Source organism: Algoriphagus yeomjeoni, from assembly GCF_049821175.1.
Classification (GTDB): Bacteria; Bacteroidota; Bacteroidia; order Cytophagales; family Cyclobacteriaceae; genus Algoriphagus; species Algoriphagus yeomjeoni_A.
Map to the genome: position 1 here is coordinate 3,471,628 of NZ_CP187512.1, position 25,983 is coordinate 3,497,610.

General features: G+C 41.3%; 17 protein-coding genes. 9 read left to right on the forward strand and 8 right to left on the reverse strand.

What is annotated here, in order from left to right; all coding sequences use genetic code 11:
• Positions 1-56: 56 nt before the first annotated feature.
• From ACPUEN_RS13950 to ACPUEN_RS13960, 3 genes are read right to left on the reverse strand one after another with little or no spacing between them, the layout of a single operon-like run.
• On the reverse strand, positions 57-761 hold the full coding sequence (locus ACPUEN_RS13950; protein ID WP_425636511.1) for a DUF3823 domain-containing protein: 705 nt from the start codon (positions 759-761) through the stop codon (positions 57-59).
• A 24-nt stretch (positions 762-785) separates the two neighbouring features.
• Positions 786-2,654 (reverse strand): RagB/SusD family nutrient uptake outer membrane protein, encoded by a 1,869-nt coding sequence (locus tag ACPUEN_RS13955; protein WP_425636512.1) that lies wholly within the window; start codon positions 2,652-2,654, stop codon positions 786-788.
• A gap of 16 nt (positions 2,655-2,670) precedes the next feature.
• The gene (locus tag ACPUEN_RS13960) at positions 2,671-5,793 is read right to left on the reverse strand and encodes a SusC/RagA family TonB-linked outer membrane protein (RefSeq protein WP_425636513.1); all 3,123 of its coding nucleotides are present in this window, start codon (positions 5,791-5,793) and stop codon (positions 2,671-2,673) included.
• A 654-nt stretch (positions 5,794-6,447) separates the two neighbouring features.
• On the opposite strand from ACPUEN_RS13960, the gene ACPUEN_RS13965 reads away from it, so the two are divergent.
• From ACPUEN_RS13965 to ACPUEN_RS14005, 9 genes are all read left to right on the forward strand, one after another.
• A complete protein-coding gene (locus ACPUEN_RS13965; RefSeq protein ID WP_425636514.1) occupies positions 6,448-10,521 on the forward strand; it encodes a hybrid sensor histidine kinase/response regulator transcription factor in 4,074 nt (1,357 codons plus the stop codon).
• A 464-nt stretch (positions 10,522-10,985) separates the two neighbouring features.
• Positions 10,986-14,060: a PVC-type heme-binding CxxCH protein gene (locus ACPUEN_RS13970; RefSeq protein WP_425640200.1), complete on the forward strand. Its 3,075-nt coding sequence runs from the start codon at positions 10,986-10,988 to the stop codon at positions 14,058-14,060.
• Between the two features lie 7 nt (positions 14,061-14,067).
• Entirely contained in the window at positions 14,068-14,619 is a 552-nt protein-coding gene (locus ACPUEN_RS13975) for a plastocyanin/azurin family copper-binding protein (protein ID WP_425636515.1), read from the forward strand.
• Positions 14,620-14,670: 51 nt separating this feature from the next.
• On the forward strand, positions 14,671-15,429 hold the full coding sequence (locus tag ACPUEN_RS13980; RefSeq protein WP_425636516.1) for a ThuA domain-containing protein: 759 nt from the start codon (positions 14,671-14,673) through the stop codon (positions 15,427-15,429).
• A 121-nt stretch (positions 15,430-15,550) separates the two neighbouring features.
• Complete coding sequence (locus ACPUEN_RS13985) at positions 15,551-16,666, forward strand: Gfo/Idh/MocA family protein (protein WP_425636517.1); 1,116 nt, start codon at positions 15,551-15,553, stop codon at positions 16,664-16,666.
• Between the two features lies 1 nt (position 16,667).
• The gene (locus ACPUEN_RS13990; protein ID WP_425636518.1) at positions 16,668-17,519 is read left to right on the forward strand and encodes a sugar phosphate isomerase/epimerase family protein; all 852 of its coding nucleotides are present in this window, start codon (positions 16,668-16,670) and stop codon (positions 17,517-17,519) included.
• A 260-nt stretch (positions 17,520-17,779) separates the two neighbouring features.
• Positions 17,780-18,739, forward strand: coding sequence for a glycoside hydrolase family 43 protein (locus ACPUEN_RS13995; protein ID WP_425636519.1), 960 nt, complete (start codon positions 17,780-17,782; stop codon positions 18,737-18,739).
• A 187-nt stretch (positions 18,740-18,926) separates the two neighbouring features.
• Positions 18,927-20,144 carry a Tm-1-like ATP-binding domain-containing protein gene (locus ACPUEN_RS14000; protein WP_425636520.1) on the forward strand — a complete coding sequence of 406 codons (1,218 nt, stop codon included), beginning with the start codon at positions 18,927-18,929 and terminating at the stop codon, positions 20,142-20,144.
• A gap of 174 nt (positions 20,145-20,318) precedes the next feature.
• Positions 20,319-21,209, forward strand: coding sequence for a phosphoenolpyruvate hydrolase family protein (locus tag ACPUEN_RS14005; protein ID WP_425636521.1), 891 nt, complete (start codon positions 20,319-20,321; stop codon positions 21,207-21,209).
• A gap of 143 nt (positions 21,210-21,352) precedes the next feature.
• Here the strand turns inward: ACPUEN_RS14005 and ACPUEN_RS14010 are convergent, their stop codons facing one another.
• The 5 genes from ACPUEN_RS14010 to ACPUEN_RS14030 form a co-directional block, all read right to left on the reverse strand.
• Positions 21,353-22,822: a serine hydrolase gene (locus tag ACPUEN_RS14010; protein WP_425636522.1), complete on the reverse strand. Its 1,470-nt coding sequence runs from the start codon at positions 22,820-22,822 to the stop codon at positions 21,353-21,355.
• Between the two features lie 149 nt (positions 22,823-22,971).
• Positions 22,972-23,706, reverse strand: coding sequence for a CPBP family intramembrane glutamic endopeptidase (locus ACPUEN_RS14015; protein ID WP_425636523.1), 735 nt, complete (start codon positions 23,704-23,706; stop codon positions 22,972-22,974).
• Positions 23,707-23,881: 175 nt separating this feature from the next.
• Positions 23,882-24,445, reverse strand: a complete 564-nt coding sequence (locus tag ACPUEN_RS14020; RefSeq protein WP_425636524.1) for a hypothetical protein — start codon at positions 24,443-24,445, stop codon at positions 23,882-23,884.
• 146 nt (positions 24,446-24,591) lie between these two features.
• Positions 24,592-25,104 (reverse strand): hypothetical protein, encoded by a 513-nt coding sequence (locus tag ACPUEN_RS14025; protein ID WP_425636525.1) that lies wholly within the window; start codon positions 25,102-25,104, stop codon positions 24,592-24,594.
• Between the two features lie 282 nt (positions 25,105-25,386).
• Positions 25,387-25,959, reverse strand: a complete 573-nt coding sequence (locus ACPUEN_RS14030; protein ID WP_425636526.1) for a hypothetical protein — start codon at positions 25,957-25,959, stop codon at positions 25,387-25,389.
• Positions 25,960-25,983 lie beyond the last annotated feature (24 nt).

Below are 25,983 nucleotides of genomic sequence, written 5' to 3' on the forward strand. Positions count from 1 at the left end.
CGGGTCACCCAGAATCCATCTCATTGGCTGGGATCGCCGGCTTATCCATAAGAGGCTTATAGATTTACTTTGACAATTTGCGAAAATATTCTATCCTCCACACCTTCTAATTTTACTCCAATGCGTGCATAGGCGTAGTTTTGAGTAGGAACTCTATCCGGAACATTCACTTCCATAGAGATGGAAGATAAACCTTCAAAGTCTCCTCCGCTTCTATTTGCAGTAGCGATACTGGTTCGGTTATCCACAAATGAGGTTTTACTCACGTAAAGAGAAACCTCCTGTATATTCTTGGCATTGGAATCAGTGATAATCTGTTCTAAGTCAAAAGTCGCTGTTACTTTGTCCGTTCCACCGCTGATGGAAGCATCGCGAATCATATAATAAGGCATCACCTCTATGTCCATGGTACGACTTCCTGTGAGACTGATAGGAATTGTGTCATTACCAGATTGATCATTAGTGATCTTTCTGAATGGCCCCTGATTATTTGGAATGATCATTTTATAATCCCCTTTGAATAGAAGGGAAGAATAGGAGCCGTCCTGATCAACAGCGACGCCGATATTGCCAAGTCGCTGCCAGCCAGATTCCCAAAGCTCGATGTAGACGTCATTATAACTCACGCCGATTGGCTCTCCTTGGTAAACGATCCTGCCTTCCAATTGGAAGCTAGGCTCATCGTAATTGTCATATTTACAGGATGCTAGGGAAGCTACTATTCCCATCATGCCCAGTATATTTTTGAAATTTAGTTTCATTACTTATTGAGTTTAGAGGAATACTTATTGATTAGGATTTCTGACAATCATCGGATTGTTGTTTCTCACATTATCTCCTATTAGAGAATAGTAATTTCCTAATCTGAATCTGTGTGCATTGAAAACCGGGGCAGGTAGAAACTCTTCGAAAATCCACTTTTCATGATTCGGAGAACCCGGCTCATAATATTTGAATGGCTTCAGACCAAAAACACGTGTACTAACTGCCAAAGCATTACCAGGATTATTGGTAAGATCTGTGGTCTCACCGTTCCAAACTCGGTGTGCCAATCTCCAGCGCTTTTTGTCCCATAGAATGTGATTCTCAAAAGCCAACTCGACCTTACGCTCATGCACTATTCTGTCAAAATCAATTTCGCTTGGCGTCAAATCAATAGGGAAGCCAGCCCTTCTTCTCACCTGATTCATGTATTCTGCCGCTTTGTCCAACTGATCCAATTCAAAAGCAGCCTCAGCAGCATTCAACAGAATTTCCGCATATCTGAATCTCACCAACCAAACCGCAGAACCAGTACCTCTTTGACCAGAGCCTACAGATGTATCTACATATTTTCTTAAGTAAAAACCGTTTTGAGCTGACCATTCCAATTGATCAATTGGGCCGTCAAAACCAACAACCTGCTGAAGACCGGATCCTCCAGGGAGGGTAGCTTGCCCACCTAATTGGCCAGAAGTAATCACTGATCCGTCAGCTAACTTATACCCCGCCCAGATATCTACTTCTTTGCCTCGGAAGGTCGAGCCCGGTACGATCACCGTTCCCATCAATCTCGGATCTCTTCCTTCGAAAATATCCATTGGATCATCGTAATAAATAGGATTTCCTGATGCGTCTTTTGTTGGCAATTCTGCAAAAGTATTGTCCAGCAATTCGTAGGACTGGATCAGGTTAAGCGATGGATTCATCTTTCCTCCGGAAGTATTTTCTTCTCTTAATGAACGAGGGATATTCTCGATGGTGAACCCGTGAGTTCTTCCTTGGACTAGGAAGTCCTTGGCCATAATGATCTCATTGTTCGAGTTTTTATTGAGGAAAATATTGGAATAGTTCTCTGACTTGTCTGGGTCCTGATCATACAGCTCGTATGTTCCAAGAGCCATTACTTCCTCTGAAGCTTTTAAAGCCTTGGTATAATACCCATCAGCCATACTGGAAGGAATGCCCACCTCTCCACCTGGAAGTGATACCTCAGGAGTCAATTGACCATAGTTGGCAATAGATCCGGCATACAGAGCTGCCCTTGAAATCAGAGCCAATGCAGCACCTTTGGTTGCTCTGGATTTTGTGTTTCCGTTTGGAAGATCATTTTTCACAGATTCCATCTCTTCGATCACAAAGTCATAAACTTCGTGCTCCTTAGCTCTAGGATGTTGGAGGTAAGTTGGGTCACCACTGTAGTCGTATTCTAGAGGCTCCAATATTAATGGTACGCCACCCATTCTCTTCACATGTTCGAAGTACACCATAGCTCGGATGAACTTGGCTTCAGCCAAAAATCTGGTTTTTGATTCCTCAGAAATTTCGGTTGCTTCTTCACATTTCCGTATGAAAAGATTCAGATCACGGATGTAGCCGTAGTCCCACATTCCCCAGTCACCATAGCCATACTCTTGGTTTTGATGTCTCCAATAGTCTCCTGCATTGCTGGCAAAAGTCTCATCGAAATTGGCATATTCCCACCAGTTTTCCAGTCCCTGATAATCTGGAAGTCTATTGTACAGATCAGCCAGCACGGAGAATACTAAGTCATCATTTGCCCATACCTGGTCTTCGCCAAGAATATCAGTAGGTTCTCTATCTAAAAACTCGTCATTGTTACATCCTGCAAATGCGAGGAAAATGACTAGGTATATATATTTCAAATTTTTCATTGTTCGTTCGGGTTTATTAGAATGACACGTTGAATCCCACATTGACCACTTTATTCTGTGGATACTGCAAGCCATTTTCATCAGCTACTTCCGGATCAATTCCGAACTGATGCACATTATCCAGCGCAAACAGGTTGAAGCTGCTCACATATACTCGTGCTCTGGACATATTCCATCTGTTCAGCAATTTCTCAGGTAAAGTGTAGCCTACTTCAAGTGTCCTCATTCTCAGATATTTCACATTAGTCAGCCACCAAGTTGAGTTCTTGTTGTAGTTACTATGTCCACCAGTGTTGAATCTCAATGGAGGGTTTTTACCTGGAATCCACTCACTGTTGATGTCCAAAATATCCTCTCTGTGGTATCTGTCATCATACATAGAGGCCAGTAGGTTTCCGCCGTTTTGGTATGGCCAGCGCATTTCCCAGTTTTGATTGTAAGAGTACATTCCTCCACCTGAGAAATCAGCAGTTAGGTCAAATCCCTTGTATTGGAAATTGAAGTTTAGACCAAAGTTCAAGCTCGGTAAAGCACCGGATTGATAGCCAATTGGCCGAACATCATAACCATCGATTTTGCCATCCATGTTTACATCTTTGTAAATCAAATCTCCAGGCAGCAAGGTCTTGTTTCCCTGTCCGTCGATATTAACCGGATAATCGTTGATTGCTTCGAAAGACTCAAATTGTCCAGTGACTTCATATCCCCAGAAAATACCATTGTAGCGACCTTCGCGGGAGTTTCTGTAATGATCCCAAGATGAACTGAAGGTTGGGTTATAGGATTCTACAAATTTGCTTCTCGAATAAGACACGTTGCCGCCAATTCTGAATACTAAGTCTCCTGCTCTTCCATTCCAATTGATAGCAGCTTCAGCACCGGAATTAGAATCCGAATTTAAGTTTTCATCTGTCAAGCCATAGCCAAGCTCCAGCGGTAAGAATATATCATTTCGTACACCTCTGAGGCCGGTTCTTTTTCTATTGAAATAATCCAAAGCCCCTGTGATTTTGCCACTGCCAAAGGAGAAGTCTATCCCTATATCTGCTATAGTTGCCACATACCAGGAGAGGTTGTCAATTGGCTGACCTGTATTTGCAGACCCCTGGATATTTTCTCCGTCTACAATTACCGTGGAAGATCCATATCTGTATCCTGTGAGGTAATCAAATGGGCCGATTCCAATGTTATCATCACCCAATTGTCCATAAGATGCTCTGATTTTAAGTTCATCCATATTCAAATTGGAGGAGAAATCATCCATAAATCCTTCTTCAGAGATTCTCCAGCCCGCAGAGACTGAAGGGAAGAAGCCCCAGCGATTGTCTGGTGAGAATTTCCAGGAAGCATCTGCTCGACCAGCTACCTCAAGAAGGTATTTACCAGCATAGTCGTAATTGACACGGCCCACATAGCCGATTCTTGCTTCTTCCTGACGCTCGTCATTATAAGTGTCTGTATCAGCAAACTCAATAATGTCCAAGTAATTATTGGTTGGTACTGAGTGCAGGAAATTATAAAGACGGGTTCTCTCGATCCGCTCGTTCAAAAAGAAAGCGGATACATTGTGCTTTTCGGCAAAGGTCTTATTGTAGTTCAAAGAAAGCTGCCATACATTTTCCATGATTTTAGTCTGACCTCGGTCACGGTACGGATTGTCATTCCCGCCTGATCTGAAATACTCATCCGTCTCAGGATTGTACCCAAATACATCATAAGTGTATTCAAAGGTGTTGAACATGTTGTCTGCCAAATAGTAGGAATACATTCCTTTGGCTTTCAGTCCTTCTATTATCTCGTATTCAGCGATAAAGTTGGTCTGGAGAACCTGCCACTTGTTTTCATAAAAACCGGTACGGTCATAGTTTAACAGTGCCCAATTCGTCTCGATGTTGTTGATGTTAGCAGGATAATCAGGATTGTCATTGGCGTATGGCCGCTCGGTAGGCCTATTTCTGAAAAGCGCAAACCTTGGCTGCCAGTAATCATCTCCACCTGGAACACCTGGGTTTTCACGATTTTCTATACGACCATTGATTTGCATGCCTATCGTGAGTTTGTCGGTAATATCAGTGGTGATGTTTGACTGGATATTTGTTCTGTTGAATTCAAACTCATCTGAGAACACGGACTTTTGATCAAACCGGGTTACCGATAAATAATAATTCGTGCGCTCTGATCCACCGGAAACAGATGCATTGAAGTTACTTTGAGGCGCATTTCCTTGGATAATAAAATCCTGCCAATCAAATGACCTGTAGCCATATTCAGTACCCTGCTTCCATTTTTCCAATTCCTCAGCAGTGATATTGGTATTACCAAACTGGTTAATATCAGCATCTGCTCTACCCAGCATCCATTCGTAAGCATCCACTCCTTCTGGGAACCTGGACCAGTTTTGGACTCCATAATACCCATTGATATTGATAGTGGGAGTTTCGCCACGTTTGCCTTGCTTGGTTTTCACAACGACTACGCCATTTGCAGCTCGGGAACCATAAACGGCCGCCGATGCATCTTTCAGAATGGTGATACTTTCTATATCGCCCGGAGCAAGGTTGTTAAACTGTCCTTCGTCTTTTTGGATTCCATCAATTACGAACAAAGGTGTACCCATATTTCGAATCTGAAGCCAAGCTCCAGCTCCCGGGCGTCCGTCTGGCTGGCGAAATGCCAAACCTGCCATTTTACCCGCTAACGCTCCAGAGACTGTTGCTGATGGCACCTTGTCTATATCCCGACTTGTTACATTCGCCACAGCTCCAGTGATAGTTTCTTTTTGCTGCTCTCCGTAACCAACGACAATTACTTCATCGAGGCTTCCAAGATCACTTGCTAATTCTAAATTCAGTTCTGTCTGGCTTCCGACTAACACTTCTTGGGTTTTGAATCCTATAAATGAGATTCGGAGTGAAGCATTATCACTTTTTAATTCGAGGACAAAATTACCGTCCAGATCTGTGACGGTTCCGTTAGTCGTTCCTTTTTCGAGGATACTGACACCAGGCAAAGGCTCGCCAGAGGACTCTTCGAGGATCGTGCCTCGGATCGTGGTGCCGGTCTGAGCTAGTAGCGGCAGTACCGCTAACATCCCTATAAGGAGCATCAGAGTAGATTTCATGAGAAGAAGTCTTTTCATATGATTTCATTTTGGGTTAAAAATTATATAAACAAATAGGTGTTCGGTTTAGGCAATATTTTCCAATGAAGCCTTGAAAAAGGCACTTTAAAACATTTAGAAATAGAGGGAAAACACTGCGTTAGCCCGTTTAAACAATCTAGTAAGCTAGATCTTCAGGCTAAGTGGGAGTTGGTGTTTTTAGCATAGAGGTTTATTGAGGGTTATGTGTAAATAAATAAGTATCGAATAGGAGCTTTATCTTAAGTGAAAAGGCTCTTTTTCCGATAGTATAAATGTAAATTCCCCCGAGGCGAGCTTATATCACTAATGCTTCAAAAAATAGAAGATTTACCGCTTCAGCTTTTCGTTAATCTTGCTAAAACTCTAAAAATCAATATATAATTCTGCCTATTTGTTAATCATCAAGTATTTATGTATAAAATTTGTTGTTAATTCTATAAAAAGTAAATCAATATTCTGAATTTAATAAGATCTGGATAAACTGATCCGAAATCGATTGCGAACTGAAAAGTCTAGTAGGGTAGTTTTGTAACTTATCAGTCATCAAATGATAAAAATTCTCCAATCATTCATCAGAGAATGTAATTATTGACTTCAAAATGAGCTAGCTAGGCGGATTTTGATAATTTCAGCATTACAACCCAAAATCCTATGACCTGGTCAAAAAGTAGAATGGCAGGTTTTCTAATCCTCATTATTCTCCTGTCTATTTTCAGTCATGCATTAGCGCAGGATAAGCGCTACTATTTTCGGAATTACGATATAAATTCAGGTCTCTCGCACAACTCTGTTTTTTCGATTTTTCAGGATCGTCAAGGATTTATGTGGTTTGGGACCAAGTATGGACTAAATCGCTTTGACGGACAGCGATGGAAAGTGTACAATTCGGATTCAAAAGGGAATCCAGAAGATAATTTGGGGAGTGATTACGTCCATGTAATCCATGAGGATAGAGATGGAATCTTTTGGCTTGGAACGGATGAGGGGATTTATCTCTTCAACAAATCACTGGACAAATTCACGGCTTTTCCATACCAAACAGCAGACGGACAATCTCCTGTAAACATTATCTCTTCTCTGGCTGAAGACAAAGCTGGTAACATCTGGATTGCAGGTAATAATCAGGGAATATTCAGGTTTGACTTTCAGAAAAAGGAGTTGGAGCTTCTTTCCCACGACCCAACTAAAAAAGGAAGTATTCCTTCAGGCAGTGTTTCATCAGTGAAAGTGGATGATCAAAATGTAGTTTGGGTAGGCCTACTTGAGAAGGGAGTTGGGCGATATATTGAAGATAGTCAAACATTCTCCATGTACATGGATGAAGATGGCAAGCTCTCTCAGGATCAGGTTTTAGGCTTGCAGGACTGGGGGGATTTTATGTTGATTGGCACCAAAAATGCCGGGGTGAAAAAGCTCGAAAAAAGCAATGGAAAGATTACAGATCTGCTCACAAAGGATGCTAATGGTAATCCAATATACGTCCGTGATATGTTCCAATTCAGTCAAAATGAACTTGGGATAGGCACTGAATCAGGGCTTTTCATTTATGATTTTGTGACCAATACCTTTCAAAATCTTCAAGAGAATTCGGATGATCCTTATTCCCTTTCCAACAATGCGATCTACTCACTTTGGAAAGATACTGAAGGAGGTATCTGGGTAGGAAGCTATTTTGGAGGTGTGGATTTCCTTCCAAATCAGGCGGTCAAATTTGAGAAATACTACCCTATCACGAATGCCAATACTATAAGTGGCATGCGGGTAAGGGAAATTGTAGGAAATGGTGACGGCAAGATTTGGATTGGAACTGAAGATGCTGGTTTGAATCTTTTTGATCCGCAAACAGGAAAATTTGAGCAATTGCCTACCGGTGATTCGGATCGAGAGCTGCCTTATAGAAACGTCCACGGCTTGGCAAAACAAGGAGACAAACTCTGGATAGGCACATTCAATACAGGAGTAAATATTCTGGATACTTCAACTGGAAAAATCAAAAAAATCACCTCGAATACACCGGGGTCCGGATTGACGAATGATGATCCTTTTGCAATACTTGCCGATAGCCGTGATAGAATTTGGATTGGAACCCCAAGTGGCCTTTTTCTTTTTGAAAAAGGTAATGAACGGTTTAGAAAAATAGAGGAGTTCAGAAATTACTTTGTGTATGATCTGCTTGAAGATGAATCTGGTACGATCTGGGCAGGGACGTACAATGATGGTTTGATTAGATTCAACCCGGACACTGAAGAAACTTCACAGTTCGTCCCCGACCCATCCACAGCTGGAAGTATTCCGCATCAGACAGTGATCGATCTATTTGAGGATTCTGGGCATACACTTTGGATCGCCACTGCCGGTGGTGGTTTCGCAAAATTCAATAAGGCAGATCAATCCTTTACATCCTACACCATAGAAAAAGGATTTCCAGCAAATACCTATTTTAAAATACTGGAAGATGATTTAGGAGCACTTTGGCTCACTTCTAATAAAGGTCTTATCCAGTTTGATCCGGAAAGTGAGGCATTAAAATTATATGATGAAAAAAGCGGGCTGATCCCGAGTCCCTTCAATTATCGTTCTGGATACAAAGCAGAAGATGGTACACTATACTTTGGCTCGCAGGGAGGATTTATCTCTTTTCAACCTGATAAAATCGAATCAAGTAATTCCCCTTCCAAACTTATTTTCACCGGTATTGAGCTGTTCAATGAGGAAATCCCAATAGATCCTGAAGATGGAATTCTCAAAAAATCCATTTTATACACGGATAAAATCTCGCTGATGTCCTACCAAAACTCCTTGACTTTTGAAGTAGCATCGCTGGGTTATACGAATTCTCAGAATTGGAATTTTCTCTATCGATTGAAAGGATTAGAAAAAGACTGGAGACAGATGTCTGAATCCCAAGCTATTTCCTATTCGTATTTACCTCCTGGCAACTACACACTTCAGGTCAGGTCTCCACAAGCCCAAGGTTCAAATACTTATCAGGAAACCGAGCTAGAAATTGAGATTCTTCCGCCATTTTACAAGACATCTATAGCCTATGCTATTTATCTGCTGGCCATAATCTTACTCGCTTATTGGATTATTTCCTTTTATAAAAACCGAGTGAATAATCGCCATCAGGTTCAAATCAATTTACTCGAAGCTGAGAAGGAAAAAGAGCTTTACGAAGCCAAAATCGAGTTTTTCACGAATATCACCCATGAAATTAGAACACCTTTAACGCTGATAAAGGGGCCTTTGGAAGATATTCTGAGCAAGAATAGAAATACTGATCCCGAAGTGAAAAATGATCTGTTGATCATAGAGAAAAACACAAACCGCCTGATCGATCTCAGCAATCAGCTACTTGATTTCCGGAAGACAGAGCAGCGGGGATTTAAGTTGAGTTTTCTCAAAACTGAAATATGTGGAATACTGCAGGAGCTTCATGACAGATTTAAGGTGACCGCAGTACAATCCGGTCTAAACTTCACCATGGAGAAGTCGACTGCCACGCTTTTCGCAGATGTGGATAAGGAAGCTGTGATCAAAATTCTGAGTAATCTCTTGATCAATGCCCTGAAAAATGCGGAAAGTATGATTCACATTCGACTGGAATATGAACCTTCTTCCCCGTCAGTTTTTCAAATTGAGATATCAAATGATGGCGATCTTATCCCTAAGGAAATGGCCGAAAAAATCTTTGAGCCTTTCTTCCAAATTGGGGACAACAATGCCTCCAAAGCAAATCAAGGAACTGGATTGGGATTGCCCTTGGCAAAATCTCTGGCAGAAATGCACCATGGCACATTGATAATGGCTGAGGATCGCGAGCTGAATCGATTCGTTTTGGAGCTACCTATTAAGCAGAAAGACGCCATACATTTTGAAGAGGAGAATGACTTAGTTTCTGTCGTAAAAGGTGATGAAGAAGAACAAGTTATTTTACCTGCAAAATCAAAGAAGAAAGGTAGTCTCCCGGCTATTTTATTGGTAGAGGATAATAAGGAGTTGCTTCAGTTTTTAGGGGAAAAGCTGAAAGGGAAATATGTGATTCATAAGGCGGCAAATGGTCTTTTGGCATTGGATGTAATGAAAAAAGAACCAATTGATCTGGTAATTTCCGACGTAATGATGCCTGAGATGGACGGCTACAAACTCTGTGAACATATCAAATCAGATCTGGATACCAGTCATATTCCTGTGGTGCTTCTTACTGCGAAAAACAACATCAATGCTAAAATTACCGGGTTGGAAATGGGAGCAGACGTTTATCTGGAAAAGCCGTTTTCACTGGAGTTTCTTTACCTGCAGATCAAAAACCTTCTGCAGCACCGAGATCAGATCAAAAAAGCTTTTGCCAGCCTTCCACTAGTCAATTCTGATACCATCGCCCATTCCAAGGCAGATGAGGAGTTTTTGAAGAAGATCAATGAAGCGATTTTGGCAAATATAGAAAATGAGCTTTTTGGAGTTTCAGAGCTCGCAGACCAACTTAACATGAGTCAATCCAGCTTGCTTCGCAAAATCAAAGGAATCTCCGAATTGACGCCAAATGGCTACATCCGTCTTGTCCGGTTAAAAAGATCTGCAGAATTGTTGGGTGACGGACTTCATAGCATCGCTGAGATCAGCGAAATGGTGGGGTTCAACAGTCCTTCCTATTTCACCAAATGCTTTCAAAAGCACTTCGGGGAGCTTCCGAAGGATTTTGTTAAGAAAGCTGATGTGTTGTAAAGTAAAACCAGATTAACCGGAGTTATGCCAGTAGCGACAATTCCTTTGCTCATCCAGTCAGAAGACCGAAGACGGGTGACCGAAGACGCCTACACGTTATAGTTAACCTTAATTATTATGCTTTAATCTCCTTACTGGATCAAAAGCGGGTGTTCAATAAAGTAATATTTACTAATCAAACATGAATCAGTTTCCAAACGGAAATCTCTGAACCAAATTGAGGCTGAGGATTTACAAAATCTCCTATAATTGGTAATCAGTCTGTTACAAAAACTCCTATATTCCAAAAAGAAGGGAATTTGCTATTTTTTGAAGTTTTGAGACTAATCAAAAAGTATGTCAATGGCTAGTTTTACAGCCTAAGATGAAGCAAAGTCCTCACTTTAATTCATCATCTTATTGATAAACCCTGATAAACCGAATTAATCATGCGATTAAGTAGAAACATCAATGTTCTATTCCTGCTGATTGTGACTTTTTTTCTCAGCCACAGTTCAGTTTCCTTAGCTTCTGAGACTACAAGCAAGCCAGAACCTCGACGCGCTGAAGTACTTTTTCTCGGACACGCGAGCGAGCATCACAATTCTCGATTGTACGCACCTTGGCTTGCAACTGCGCTTTTCGCAAGCGGAATTAACATCACCTACACCGAAAAACTGGAAGATCTCAATAAGGAAAATCTCTCTAAATATGATGGCTTGGTCATTTATGCCAACCATGACGTGCTTTCCAAAGATCAGGAAGCAGCGATGAAAGGCTTCGTGGAGGGCGGCAAAGGATTGATTCCGCTTCACTCCGCTACTGGATGTTTCAAAAACTCAGATTGGTATATAGAAACTATCGGTGGACAGTTTGCTTCACATGGCGAAGGTGAGTTCACAGGAACTATTGTAGCACCAAATAATGCGGTGATGAAAGACTTAAAACCTTTCGAAACTTGGGACGAAACTTACGTGCATCAGCGAATCAATCCTGATATGACTGTGCTAATAGAGCGAGTTGATGGGGATCATAAAGAGCCATACACTTGGACGAGAAATGTGGGTAAAGGACGAGTTTTCTACACCGCTTATGGTCACGACGAGAGGACTTGGAAGAATGCAGGCTTTTTAGCTTTAGTACAAAACGGCATTTTCTGGGCAATGGGCGATGATGTAAAAGCCAGTGTAGCTGCCTTGAATATTCCTGAGGTTTCTATCTACGATGAAAAAATTTCTGATTTTACCGCTAGATATGAAGTGCCAAAACTGCAGGATGCTTTGGCACCTGAAGAATCTAAGAAACTGATTCAGAAGCCTGTTGACTTCTCGATTGAGCTTTTTGCATCTGAGCCGGATATTCAAAACCCTATTGCTATGGCTTGGGACGAAAGAGGCAGACTTTGGATCGTAGAATCTGTGGATTATCCGAATACGTTCAAAGAAACTGACGGTCTGGCCAATGACCGTATCAAAATATGTCAGGATACCGACGGCGATGGAAAAGCAGATAAGTTTACTGTTTTCGCAGATGGATTGAATATTCCTACCAGCATGGTGTTTTCCAACGGGGGAATTGTTGTGTCCATGGCACCTGATTTTGTATTCATGAAGGATACTGACGGTGATGATGTCGTGGATGTGAGGGAAGTCATCATGACTGGTTGGGGCAAAAACGATACACACGCGGGTCCATCAAACCTGCAATACGGGTTTGATAATAAGATCTGGGGAGTGACTGGCTACTCAGGTTTCAATGGTACTATCAATGGTGAGCAGATGAGTTTCCCTCAAGGTATTTATAGATTAGATCCTGATGGAAAAGACTTTGAATACCTAGCCGGATCCAGCAACAATACCTGGGGGCTGGGATTCTCCGAGGACAACAACGTCTTCATGTCCACAGCAAACAATACTCATGCGGGCTACTATTCCATTCCTGCGAAATATTTACAACGCGTTTTCATTAAAGCTGGCGAAGGTGAAGTTGCTCCAGAATTTGAAATCCAACCGATCCAGAAAATCGATGGACACTACGATGCGCATGCGATGACTCCAAACCTGAGACAGGTGGATGTTGTCGGTGGATTTACTTCTGCTGCGGGATTTAGACTGTATACTGCTAGAGATTTTCCGAAAGAATATTGGAACAGAATCGCTTTCGTAAATGAGCCTACGATCCGATTGACGCATAATGCTATTGTAGAGCCAAAAGGAGCAGGTTTTAGCGAAAAAGATGGCTGGAATTTCTTGGCAAGTTCTGACGAATGGTTCGGTCCAGTTCAGGCAGAAGTTGGGCCTGATGGTGCCGTTTGGATAGCTGACTGGTACAATTTCATCATACAGCATAATGTCTTCGTTGAGCGTCAGGCGCCATCCAGAATGATCTTGCCTTTCGAAGATCAGCCACATGGCCAAGGCAATGCCTTCCAGAGTAAGCTTCGCGATACCAACCATGGCAGAATCTACCGAGTAGTTTATAAAGACGGCAGCAGTGACAAGCCAATGAAACTTTCTAAGGATGATTCAAAAGGACTGATCGCGGCCTTGAAAAATGATAATATGTTCTGGAGAATGACTGCTCAGCGACTTCTCGTGGAGTCTGGAAACCAGAAAGTATTCGGTGACTTGTACTCCATCGTCAATGATAAATCTGTTGATGAAATTGGGCTGAATAGCCCGGCAGTTCATGCACTATGGGCACTTCATGGATTAGGGGCTTTTGAATCAACTAATGCTGAGGCGACTAAGGTAGCTACGGCAGCACTGTCACATCCTGCTTCTGGGGTAAGAAAAGCGGCTATTGCCGTGTTGCCAAATAGCCAGGCTACGACGCAGTCGATCAAATCCGCTGGACTAACTCAGGACAAAGATCTGAATGTAAGAATGCATGCAATGTTGAAGCTGGCAGAAGTTCCTAGAAGCGCAGAAGCTGGAGAAATGCTCTATCAGGCTAGTTTGGATGAGGCAAATGCGAAAGATGACTGGTTGCAAAAGGCCATTTTCGCCGCAGCTGCTGAGCAGGGTAAATTCTTTACAGATGCTATTGGCTCTGACAAAACCGATCTTACCAACAGGCTGATGACTTCTGTAGCAAACGAGAAGTATGACTTGGGAAGAAGAAGTACCCTTCAATATTCTCCGGATGTAAAAGGCAAAGAGATTTCCATTTCTACGCAGATTTCAAAAAGAAGAGAAGAAGAACCATTTGGTGTGATCACTGCTCACGGTGATGCACAAAATGGCTATACTTTCTATCTCGAAGAAGGCAAGTTGCATTGGATAGTGAAGCAAAACGGGAAATCTTTCGAAGCTGTAACGAGCTCAGCCTTGCCAGAAAGCTATGAAACCGAAGCTATCATTTCCCAAGATGGAAAAATGGAAATCTTGGTTGATGGAAAATCTCTAGCAACAGCCAAAGCAAACGGAGCTTTCACCGGAAAACTTGCACCAAGTGTAAGATCTGGTCGTGACTTCGGTGGAGATAGAAATGTAGGTTCTTACAAAGACGAATTCAGCTTTGAAGGCAACCTGAGAAATGTAGTATTAGAGTTAAAATAAGCATACCATGATTAAAGCAATCTTATTTTCCATGACGGCTTTTCTGCTGTTAGGGAATTGGTTTTCTCCGAAAAAGGTGAAATCGTCTGAAGCGATTGCTCTTTGCGAAGCAAAACCAACTTTAGAAAACATAGACCAACCAACGAGTAACTTCCGAATTGAAAGAAATGCGGAGAAGAGGGAGACGACGATTGTGCTGGAAATCGTTCCAGAGATGATGAAGTTTGATCTGGAATCTTTCAAAGTTAAAGCCGGCGACAAAATCATTCTGGAGATTGATAATCTTGACGGAATGGAGCATAACCTGCTTATCGCAAAACCGGGAACTTTAGAGAAAGTAGGTGCTGCGGCGGATGCTATGCTAAGAGACCCAAAAGCTTCTGAGAAATTTTACGTTCCTGAAATTCCCGAAGTGCTATTCTCCACCAAAATGATCGGTCCGCAGGAATTGTACACGTTGACTTTTACTGCTCCGACTACTCCTGGCAAATATCCCTTTGCCTGCACCTTCCCAGGTCATTGGAGAATGATGAATGGTATCATGGTCGTGGAAAGTTGATTTTATATTGAGCTATACATTAACATTAACAATACTCAAACCCATTAAATTATGAACACAACTCGAAGAGTCAACTTAAAGGGACTTCTCAAATTAGGTCTGTCTTTTATCCTGACATTTGGATTGATGATGAACCTGAGCGCTGAAACCAAGGAGAATCCAAATTCACGACGTAAGCCAATAAAGGTTCTTATTGTTGGAGGAAATGCCTCCCACGATTTTGAAAAATGGTACAAGGAAGTGGATGCCGCAACCTTGGAAAGAAATGGATTGGCTGAAGTCACATATACAGAGGACACTGACAATATCAAGGATTATTTGGATACTATTGATGTACTTTTTCTTTCTAATAACAAACCGATCAATGACGTTGCCACCCGTGAAGCAATATTTGCTTTTGCAAATGCTGGTAAAGGAATCATCATTGCACATGCAGGAATGTGGTATAGCTGGAGAGACTGGCCTGAGTACAATAAAGAGCTAGTGAGCGGTGGCTCAAGAGGACACAATAGATACGGAAAATTCAATGTTGATCTGACTGAGGTAAAGCACCCAGTGACAAAAGGTGTTCCTGCTCACTTCTCTTTGGATGATGAATTATACTATCAGAAAGTGGATCCAGCAGGTCCTGGAATTGAAGTTCTAGCCAACGCCAGCACAGAAGGAAGTGAAGTTTTCCCTTCCGTGTACATTGTTAAACATGCAAAAGCGAAAATTGTCGGCATTGCATTAGGTCATGATGCAGCTTCACATGAGCTGGAAGCCTATCAGACTATGATTCGAAACGCTGTAAAATGGGCAGCTAAATAATTCTCTCAACCTGAGGCCCTGGTCTGTGTCTCACAGACCGGAATTTCTATACTAAGTACAGCTATAAACCTATTAAACCAATCTTTTTTAACCCAAAAATAGAAACTTAAAGCACATACAAATGAGTCAAAAGCAAATCACTGTAGTTATAGTCGGACTGGGTTTCGGCAAGGAGTTTATTCCAATCTATCAAGCGCATCCAAACATTAAGGCAGTTGGGATTTGTACCAGAAATCCAAAGACAATCGACGAGTTGGCTACTAAGTTTAACCTGGACAGAAATCTTTGCTTCACCAATTTCGATGATGTTCCTAAGCGTGATGATGTGGATGCTATTCATATTGTAACGCCGGTTCCTGATCATGCTAGAATGACATTAGCGTCACTAAATGCCAATAAACATACTGCTTGTACTATCCCAATGGCCATGACCAAGGAAGATTGTGCGGCTATCGTGGACGCAAAGAGAAAGTCTGGCAAAGTCTATATGATGATGGAAACCGCGCTTTATACCCGTGAATTTTTGTACGGATTGAAGTTGGCAGAAACTGGCCAGCTAGGAAGAATCCAGATGGTAAGAGGATCACATATTCAGGATATGAGCATGCCGGGTTGGGATGAGTATTGGAAAGGTTTTCCGCCTATGCTAAATGGGACACATGCGATATCTCCACTTTTGAGAATCAACAATACCAAAGCTGAAACGGTAGTTTGCCATGGTTCAGGTCGATTGAGCGAAGATCTGGCAAGTAGACATGGATCTCCTTTTGCGATGGAAACTGCGACGTTCACGTTGAAAAACTCTGATGTAATCGCAGAAGCAACTCGTTCATTATTTGATGTGGTTCGGCAGTACCGTGAATCCTATGATGTCTATGGAACCAAAATGTCCTTCGAATGGGAGCAATTGGAAGATGAAAGTCATGTGATCTTTGATGGTGGAGAAAATGCCAGAAGAATCGATGTGCCGGATACTGATGAGTTGTTGATTGAGCCAATCAAGCATTTCACCAAAAGACAGACGATAGATGATCCTAATCACGTGTCATTCCTACAGGGAGCTGGACATGGAGGTTCTCACCCACACTTGGTGCAGGAATTCGTTGCCGCTATCGTAGAAGGAAGAGATTCTGCTGTAGATGCTGCCATGGCTGCAAACTATACCTGCGCGGGAATTTGCGCACATGAATCTGCTATGAAAGGTGGAGAGAGAATCCAAATTCCAACCTTTGACTAAGATGCAATTTGGAGTAAGTACATTTTTATGGGTATCGCCTTTCGATACCCATTCTTTTGACCTTGTGCATAAAGTGAAAGAGATGGGCTTTGATATCATCGAAGTGCCTGTGGAGGATAAGGACCTGGTGGATTGGGATGCGTTGAAAAAGCTGACTGATGAATTGGGTTTGAAAGTGAGTATTAGCGGAGCTTTTGGAGCAGATCGGGATATCTCAAGTGAGGATCCTGACATTCGTGCAAAAGGTCTGCAATACATAGAGGATTCTATTAAAATAGCCGCGAAAATGGGAAGCCCCTTATTTGGCGGGCCATTGTATTCTGCTGTCGGTAAGTTACGCCCAATTTCTGCTGAGCAGAAAAAGCAGGAATTTGACTGGTGTGTGGAAAACCTGAAAAAAGCAAGTTTAACTGCAGCCGAATATGGAATTACGCTTGGCTTGGAACCACTCAATCGCTTCGAAAGTGATATGGTTAATACGGTAGATCAGGCTTTGGAAATTGTAAAGGCAGTTGACTCTCCTTGGTTAAAAATCCAGCTGGATACCTTTCATAATAATATAGAAGAGAAAAATATCGCGGCTTCTATACGGAAAGTTGGAAAAGATTTGCTTTGCCATGTGCAGGGAAATGAAAGTGACAGAGGTACTCCTGGTACTGGAAATCTGGCTTGGGATGAGATCAAGGAGGCTTTGGCAGAAATTGGATACGAAGGAGCTATTGTGATTGAAACTTTTGGTGCAGTATCTAAAGAAATGGCCAAAGCTACCTGCATCTGGAGACCATTGGCTGAAAGTCCTGATGTTTTGGCTAGCGAAGGATTGGCTTTTTATAAGAGTCAGTTTGGAAAATAAATGATGTTATTTAGTCTATTTCAATAATAATTGGTCGTACAGTTCAGGACTTCGCAACTACGACTGATTTATTTAAGGACACCTAAAGCGTGTCAGTCCGAGCACCCAGAAGACGGAAGTCTGAAGGCACGAGGACAATAATTTCACTAGTAATAAAGGAGGCTTCGACTTCGCTCAGCCTGACTATACCATCCAGGGTCTGTGAGACAGACACAGACCGAGGTATAACAGCCCTTAAAAACCCAATAATCCATCAAACCATGAACCTTACCCATATCCTTATTACCACATTTTTGATTAGTCTAAGCTTTTTTTCAGCTACTGAGGAAAACCCTATTTTACTTGCCGACCCGACGATTTTCTATCATGAGGGGACATATTACCTCTATGGTACCAGTGGGAATGATAAGAATCTGGGTTTTGAGGTTTACGTTTCCAAAAATCTAAGATCCTGGAAACGCTCGGATAAAAACGATGGCTATGCACTCAAAAAGGGAGAATCCTATGGGGATATGGGATTTTGGGCACCTCAGGTTTTCGAGTACGAAGGCAAATTTTACATGGCTTACACCGCCAATGAACACATCGCAATTGCAACTTCAGATAGCCCATTAGGCCCTTTTACCCAAGCGGAAAAGAAAGATCTGGAAGCGCCTGTGAAGCAAATTGATCCTTATATTTTCATAGATGATGATGGGAAAAAGTATATGTATCACGTGCGCTTAACTGAAGGAAACCGACTTTTTGTGGCAGAAATGGAAGATGATTTCTCGGGAATTAAAGCCGAAACGTTGACCTATTGTTTCCATGCGGAAGAGCCATGGGAAAATACTCAAAATGTGGATTGGACAGTTTCTGAAGGTCCAGCAATCATCAAACATAAGGGGTTGTATTATTTCATTTATTCTGCAAATGACTTCCGAAATCCTGATTATGCTGTGGGTTATGCAGTAAGTGAAAGTCCGATGGGGCCTTGGACGAAAAGTCCGACCAACCCTATTTTTGACAAGGCTGACGCAGGGATTAACGGTTCAGGTCATGGAGATTTTTTCTTTGATGCGAAAGGCAAACTTCAGTATGTACTGCATACCCATAACTCGGATGAGAAGGTGTCTCCAAGGAAGACTGCGTTGATTGAATTGGAATTCAAGAAAGATGGAAACGAACCGGATCTTTTGGAAGTAAAGAAAGGGAGCTTTAAATTTCTAGAATTGAACTGAAATGGTGAAAGGGTCATTTCGAAGGAAGGATGACTGAGAAATCCAACGCCGTGGTCTGTGGATCAAAGACCACCACCATTTATGGTTTGTTAATACACAAACCTTGGCAAAAGTAAACGAAAGAATTAATTAAACGAAGATTTCGGTCTGTGGAGACACAGACCGAGGCATGATAATACTGTAAACCATGACCCAAAAACCTACAATCTTGATGCTTGGCTGCTTCGACACGAAAGGGGAAATATTCGCTTTTCTTCGAGACTGTCTTTTAGCACAGAGAGCCGAAGTGATTACGGTGAATGTTGGTGTCATGGGTTCCACAGCGCTCTTTCCAATTGAGGTAGAGGCAAATAAAGTCTGTGAAACCGCGGGTGGAAATCTTGAAGCCATCCGAGGTAAAAACGATCGCGGCCATGCCATGGAAGTCATGGGCAGTGGTGCTGCAAAAATCTTGGCAGATCTTCAAAAGCAAAAGAAATTTGATGGGGTAATCGGAATGGGCGGGGGAAGTGGTACTTACGTTACCCTGAAGTCTATGCAAGGACTTCCCTTAGGAATGCCGAAAATCTGTATTTCCACCCTTGCCAGCAAGGATCTTTCAGATCTGGTAGGAGTGAAAGATGTACTCTTGATGCCCTCTGTGGTAGATGTAGCTGCGCTGAACAGTATTATCAAACCGATTATCCAGCAAGCTGCCGCTGCAATTGTAGCTATGTCAGGAGTGGTTATTCCCGAAAATTCAGCTACTTCAAAACGCATTGCTATCAGCATGTTTGGAAATACCAGTGCTTGCGTAGATCATTGCACCCAATTGCTGGAGGCCGAAGGCTATGAAGTGATGACGTTCCATGCAAATGGTTTAGGGGGAAAAGCGATGGAAAGCCTTGTGCTTGAAGCCTGTTTTGCGGGAGTGCTGGATATTACAACCACCGAATTGGCAGATGAACTTTGTGGGGGGGTCTGCAGTGCAGGGCCAAATAGACTAGAAGCTGCAGCTCAACTAGGAATTCCACAAGTTGTTGTACCGGGTTGTATGGATATGGTCAATTTTGGCACCATGGAATCAGTACCGGAGAAATATAAAAACCGTCAATTGTACAGTTGGGTGCCAACAGTTACGCTGATGAGAACAAATGAAGATGAAAATAAAGCATTAGGAGAAATACTTGCCAAAAAACTAAATCAAGGTTTAGGGCCCACAGCGGTTCTTTTTCCAGTTAAAGGTCTTTCCCAAATAGATGCTGCCGGAAATGTATTTTATAATCCAGAATCAACTCAAGCACTTTCAAAATCTATTCAGGATAACTTGAAATCCGAGATACCTTTTGTCAACTTGCCTTTTCATATCAATGATCAGGAATTTGCCAAGGCTGCAGTGGAGAAGTTGTGGGAAATGATGAAGTAGAAGATTAATTTCGGTCTGCGAGATAAAAATCGAGACCTTTTAATTAGGTGATAGACCTAGAAAAATCAGTAATAGAGTCCAGCTTCTGGAGAAGCAGGACAACCTGACAAGAAGCAGGATAACTTTAGAATGAATTTGTAAAATCCGTGCCCTCTGCGATAAACTTTGCGGCCTTTGCGGTTAAAAAACGATAATGTAGAAATTATGCCAAATCCATGGACAGGAAAGGGAAATCCCTACACCAGACAGGAAGTAAGAGATCGACTTAAAGCAACCTTAGCTCAGAAGAAAGCCATCATAGCAGCAGGCGCGGGCACTGGCATTTCAGCTAAATTCATTGAAAAAGGTGGTGCTGATCTCCTTATTATTTATAACTCCGGAAGATTCAGAATGTCGGGACACGGTTCCACCGCTGGATTGATGGCGTATGGTGATGCTAACGCTGTAGCTATGGAAATCGGTGAGTTTGAAGTACTGCCTGTGGTAGAAGAGATTCCTGTTATATGCGGAGTTCATGGTTCAGACCCGAGAAGACGCATTTGGCATCACCTGCTGAAAGTGAAAGAAATGGGTTTCTCTGGAATCAATAATTTCCCTACCCATTCCATAGTTGATGGACATTTCCGCCAGGTATTGGAAGAAACAGGTATGGGTTTCGAAAAGGAAGTTGAAATGGTAAGAATTGCTGATAAGATGGATTTATTTTCCATAGTCTATGTCGCTACTGCTGAAGAGGCTCGTCAAATGGCCGAAGCAGGTGCAGATGCGATTATTTCCCATGTTGGAACAACGGTAGGAGGTTCTATTGGAGTTACTGGCGCGAGCTGCAGCATGGATGATGCGGTAGCGAGAACGAATGAGATTGTGGCTGCGGCCAAAGCAGTTAATCCAGATTTATTTTTCCTAGCTCATGGAGGCCCAATCAATACTCCTGATGATGTCCGTGAAGTATTAGAGAAAGCCAATGTACACGGATTCGTTGGAGCTTCTTCACTGGAAAGAATGGGTGTGGAAGAATCACTGACCAACCTTACCCGGGAGTTTAAAAAGCTGATGATTAAGTAGGTAACGGCTCGGCTATGAGTAGTTGCGAGGATTAGCGTTTAACTTCGCATGTGCACACCAAGCTGAAAATCCGCGAAGATTTTCAAGACTAGGCAAGAACAAGCAATTACTTATAGCCATTGTTATGCTCCTTAAAGTTGATATTATTGACCAATTCCCATTTCTTCTTCGAGTTCTGTAACTGAATTCAAAGCAGTCTGGTTTTCTGGATTAAGTTGAACTGACTTCTGGTAACTTTCTAAGCTCTCTTCAAGTCTGCCTTTTTTTCGTAACGCTTCACCATAATTATTATAGGCATTCCAATCATTAGGAAATAGCTTTATGTTGATTTCAAAAATAGCAATAGAGGCATCAATATTTTCTTTAAGGTATATACGGCCCAATCGGTTTAGTGGAAAGGAGCCATAGCTGAATTCTTGTAGGTTATTGATCACTGAATCCTCAAAAAACGCTTTGGCTTTTTCAGGACCGACTAAATCAATTTTTAGTGCGAGTTCAGTTGACAATGATCTTTTAATTTCTTTCAAAGAATCAGAATACATTAAATAGGCACCAATGTCACTTGGGTCATAACCAGTAGCGAGTACTACCACCCCCTTTTGCATTGTTTTATTAAAACCGATATAGGAGGTATACCCACCTGTACTTCCACCATGCCAATAATTATTACCATCAGAATTTGTTGCGATTATCCAGCCTAAACCCATACCAAGAGGATTATCTCCCCTCCTCACAAGGTACTTTTCATGACGTTTATGGTGTGTCAATTCAAACGCCTGCATTAATGGGGTTTGTGTAAATCCTAATTGTGCTGAGAGGTACTTAATCATATCTGCAGTCGAACTTCTAATCCCACCTGCGCCTGCAAGTGTAGAGAAATTCCAGTTTTCGGTACTTTGCCCAAATTCATTTTTACCTACTGCAAGATTTTTTATCATTTGCTCATCGAAAGTGGTTTTCGTTTCATTCATCCCAAGTGGGCCTGTAATGACTTCACTTACTAAATCCTCATAAGTTTTCCCAACATGCAGAGACAAGGCGTGACCTAATAATCCAAAAGCTAGGTTTGAGTATTCAAAGTTAGTACCAACCTCTCGCGTTGGCGTATAATTGGAAATAAACTCATACATCTGTGGTGGTGTATAGTCCGCAAAAGGATTTTTGGGGTTAGCTGGTTTAAAATTTCCAGGCATATTCGGAAGCCCTGAAGTATGATCTGAAAGATGCCCAAGCGTTATTTTTTGCTTTCCTAAAACCGGAATTTTGATACGGTCAGGGAGTAACTCATTGATAGGATCATCTAATTTTAAATCTCCATTTAAAGCCTGGTCTGCTAATAGGGTAGCAGTAAATGTCTTGGAAATCGATCCAATCTCAAATATTGAATGTTCATTGACCTCAGCGCCAAAGGAATCTCGTGATCCGAAATTATAATAACGAATACCGTCCTGGTCGATAATTCCGATGGCGATGGCACCATTAAGTCCGTATTCGATTCGTTTCTGGATATTCTGAGTTACATCGTCTGGTAGAGGATCTGTTTGTGTTGAACAGTTAGTGAAAACAATTGTAATTATCACCAGCCAGATTGATCGATTTAGTTTCGATTTCATTTATTTACATTTTTTATGGAGCATAACGGTCCCGGCTATGAAGCGTAGGAACGGTTTGGTTGGTTAGGCCTATGCTTTATAGCCATTGTTAGCCTTTCGTTATTTATATTACTTCTTGAATAAACCATAATTGATGTTAATCATTCAGACTAAGCAAGAATATCCCAACCTGCAAAGCCCACAACAGCATAAAATAAGTTACTTAGAACATGAATTAGGATCGCCATTTTTAAAGAGCCGGTACGTACCAAGATCCAACCCCAAGTCGCACTATACAGAAAATACATGGGCCACAATATCATGGGATTATGGCCAACGGTAAAAACAATGGAAGTAATCAATATAGCTGCCCATAAGGGTATTTTCTTGGCTAATGAAGACTGTAAATAGCCTCTAAATACAACCTCTTCCATAATAGGTCCAACAAAGAGGGCCAGCAATAAAAAACCGCCCATTTCAAGTGCTCCTCCATTTGTTTGGATGAAGTTGAACATCTTGGAGCCGCCCCCAATGATTCCTTCGTAACCGAAGTCAGGTAAAATCACCGACCTATATACCCACGCTAAAAAGTGTGTCGATACCAATACAGCTATAACCAATATAAGACCTTTGCTTTTTTTAATCTTACTTGGTTGAAGTCCTATCTCAGGATAAAAAGGCTCACCTGATCTACGGATATCCCACCAGAAAAAAGTAATTATCATAATGCCACTGAGCAAAGCAGAAGTGAGTCCCAAAATCTCGATAGGAATTTCATTACTAGGCGAAAAGAACTTAAACCCATAAGAGATAACAATTCCGGCTAGGAGTTGACATGCGTACATGACCACAATGGCCAGAATTCCCCGTTTTATTGTTAGTTGCTTATGTTTAGTTTCTGTCATTCAGTTTTAAATGTAATGAAGGCTAACGGCCCTGGCTATGGCAAGGGCGGGATTTTGAAACCGCTATCTTGACAGCCTACTGTAAATTTATGTAGTTTTAATATCTTCATTTTTAAACAGCCAGCCCGCATTTGCTATAGCTGATGTTGGCAAGCGCTTCTCATTCTATCAACTATTATTCAAAGACTTCAATTATCTCAGAGGGTTCAATAGGCATGGGTGGTATTGGGTTTAAAATTGAGTCATTCTCAAAATACTCTAATAATTGCTCTCCAAGTTTATAAACTGTATCATTTTCGATGATCATAAAAACTAACATATTTTTTCTCCGTGAATGACTATGAAATTCAGCTACTATACCATATTCAGGGCTATAGAAGTAAATCTGGTTCCAAGGCCAATCATTGTGGTATATGCTAATCTTTGAAAAATTCAATTCCTGACCAGATAAATTAAATGAAGAGTTCCCTAATAATGAAATCTCAAATTCACCTAAAAAAAACTCTTGCCCATCATTTAAAAATTTTTTCTCTTTAGCCTTTAACATGGAGTCAATCTCGAGCTTAAATTCAAGAGTCGAATTATTATAAGGAGAACTACCAAAGGTATCAACTATCACTAAATGTTCTTCTGGATATTCTTCTATAATTTTCCATCCAACAATGGTTTGCTTCTCCTTTTTCTCACATGAAAATAGTAGAATAAGAAATGATGAAAAAAAGATAAACTTATATTTCATAGTGATTGCCAACGGTTCGCGGCTAAGAAACGTGGGGCTTTCGAAGCGATTACCTGTCAAACTGCAAAAAAGGTAGCTTCGATTAATAGACCTTGGGTTTACGAATATCCGCCCCATGTTTTCTTAGGTGCTGTTGTAGGTCGTTTCTATTTTATCCCAAGTTCCTTTTTTATCTCTTCAAGTTCTTCCATATGTTTTTTAGAGTCTACTCGAAATCTCAACCTATATTCTTTATTATTATGGCTAAACCAAATGTGATTATATGTACCATTTGATTTCACCAAATATCTTAACATAAGGGCATATTCTAATACTTTTCTTCCTCGATAGTCGTAACATATAATTTTCTGGACTCTAATTTCATTCATAGGAAAATTTTTTTCTCCAACAATAATTTCATTAGGAGCTATTGATATTTTAAATGGAAATGAGCCATTCACTTTAGCGTATTTATTTGTGCGAGTTGCTAATAGCCAAAGATTTCCTATTATTAAACCAAAAATTATTATGAACGCAGGATAAATCAATTCAAGGACAAAAAAGAGAACTGCTATAAGTAAAATAAGCCAACTTATTAAATTTCTACGTTCTTCTAAAGATTCGAGCCTTTCACTCGGCTTGAAGACATATGATTCAAAAGGTTTATTAACTCTTATCATTACAATTTTTGGGTAGTAATTTAAAGCCTGATTATCAAATATTTTAAATTGACCTCAATTTCGCTCTCTACCACTCTCAAATATTCATGCTTAGCATTTAAAGCTCTGCAGTACAGAAGTAATGACCTACAACGTCAAGCTATGATGAGTGGGAATTAGAAAGTACTAACCTCTCGTCTTGCACATAGCCACGCCTTGCTTTAAATTTAACATTTGTGGCGGACTTTCCGAATGCCGCCAAACTTTCCAGACCGATGAAACCCCATTCATTCATAGCATATGTTAGCGAGCGTATTCTTTCGTCCAGATTGTTACAGCTCCATTCTTGGCGTTTTGTCCATAAAGTGCGAAAGATGTATGGTTAACATACTGGATGTATCGCACATCATTTGGTCTAAGTTTTGAGATTGTTTGTCCAGCGTTCTCAGGTGAAATCAGTTTGTCGTTAAGAATTAAGACTGGGTCTTTCGGATTGGGATGTAGGTTAAAGGAGTTATCAAATTCATCGCTGAACTTTGATTGCTGTTCATGGAGCTTCTCGATCCGTTCACCTTTCTTGAGTTTTGGAGTTGCTCCAACTAGAATTACCAATAAGTTGGGCTTCATAAAAGTTGTTTCTACACTATCCGAGTTCAGATAATCAATGAACCATAGTTGGTTTTTCGTATCAAACGATTTTAGTTCATCTTCTGGATTGTCGAAAGGTACACCGTTAATGATGTAAAGTCGTTCCAAAGAATCAAGGTTTCCTTCAGGTTCGCATGAATTAATCCAGTTCTCCACATACGAAGTGCTGAGTTGAGCTGATGCTCCAAAAGATAGAACAAAAATTGGTAGTAAGATAAATTGTCTCATAGGTCAGAGTGCTCGCTAACTTGT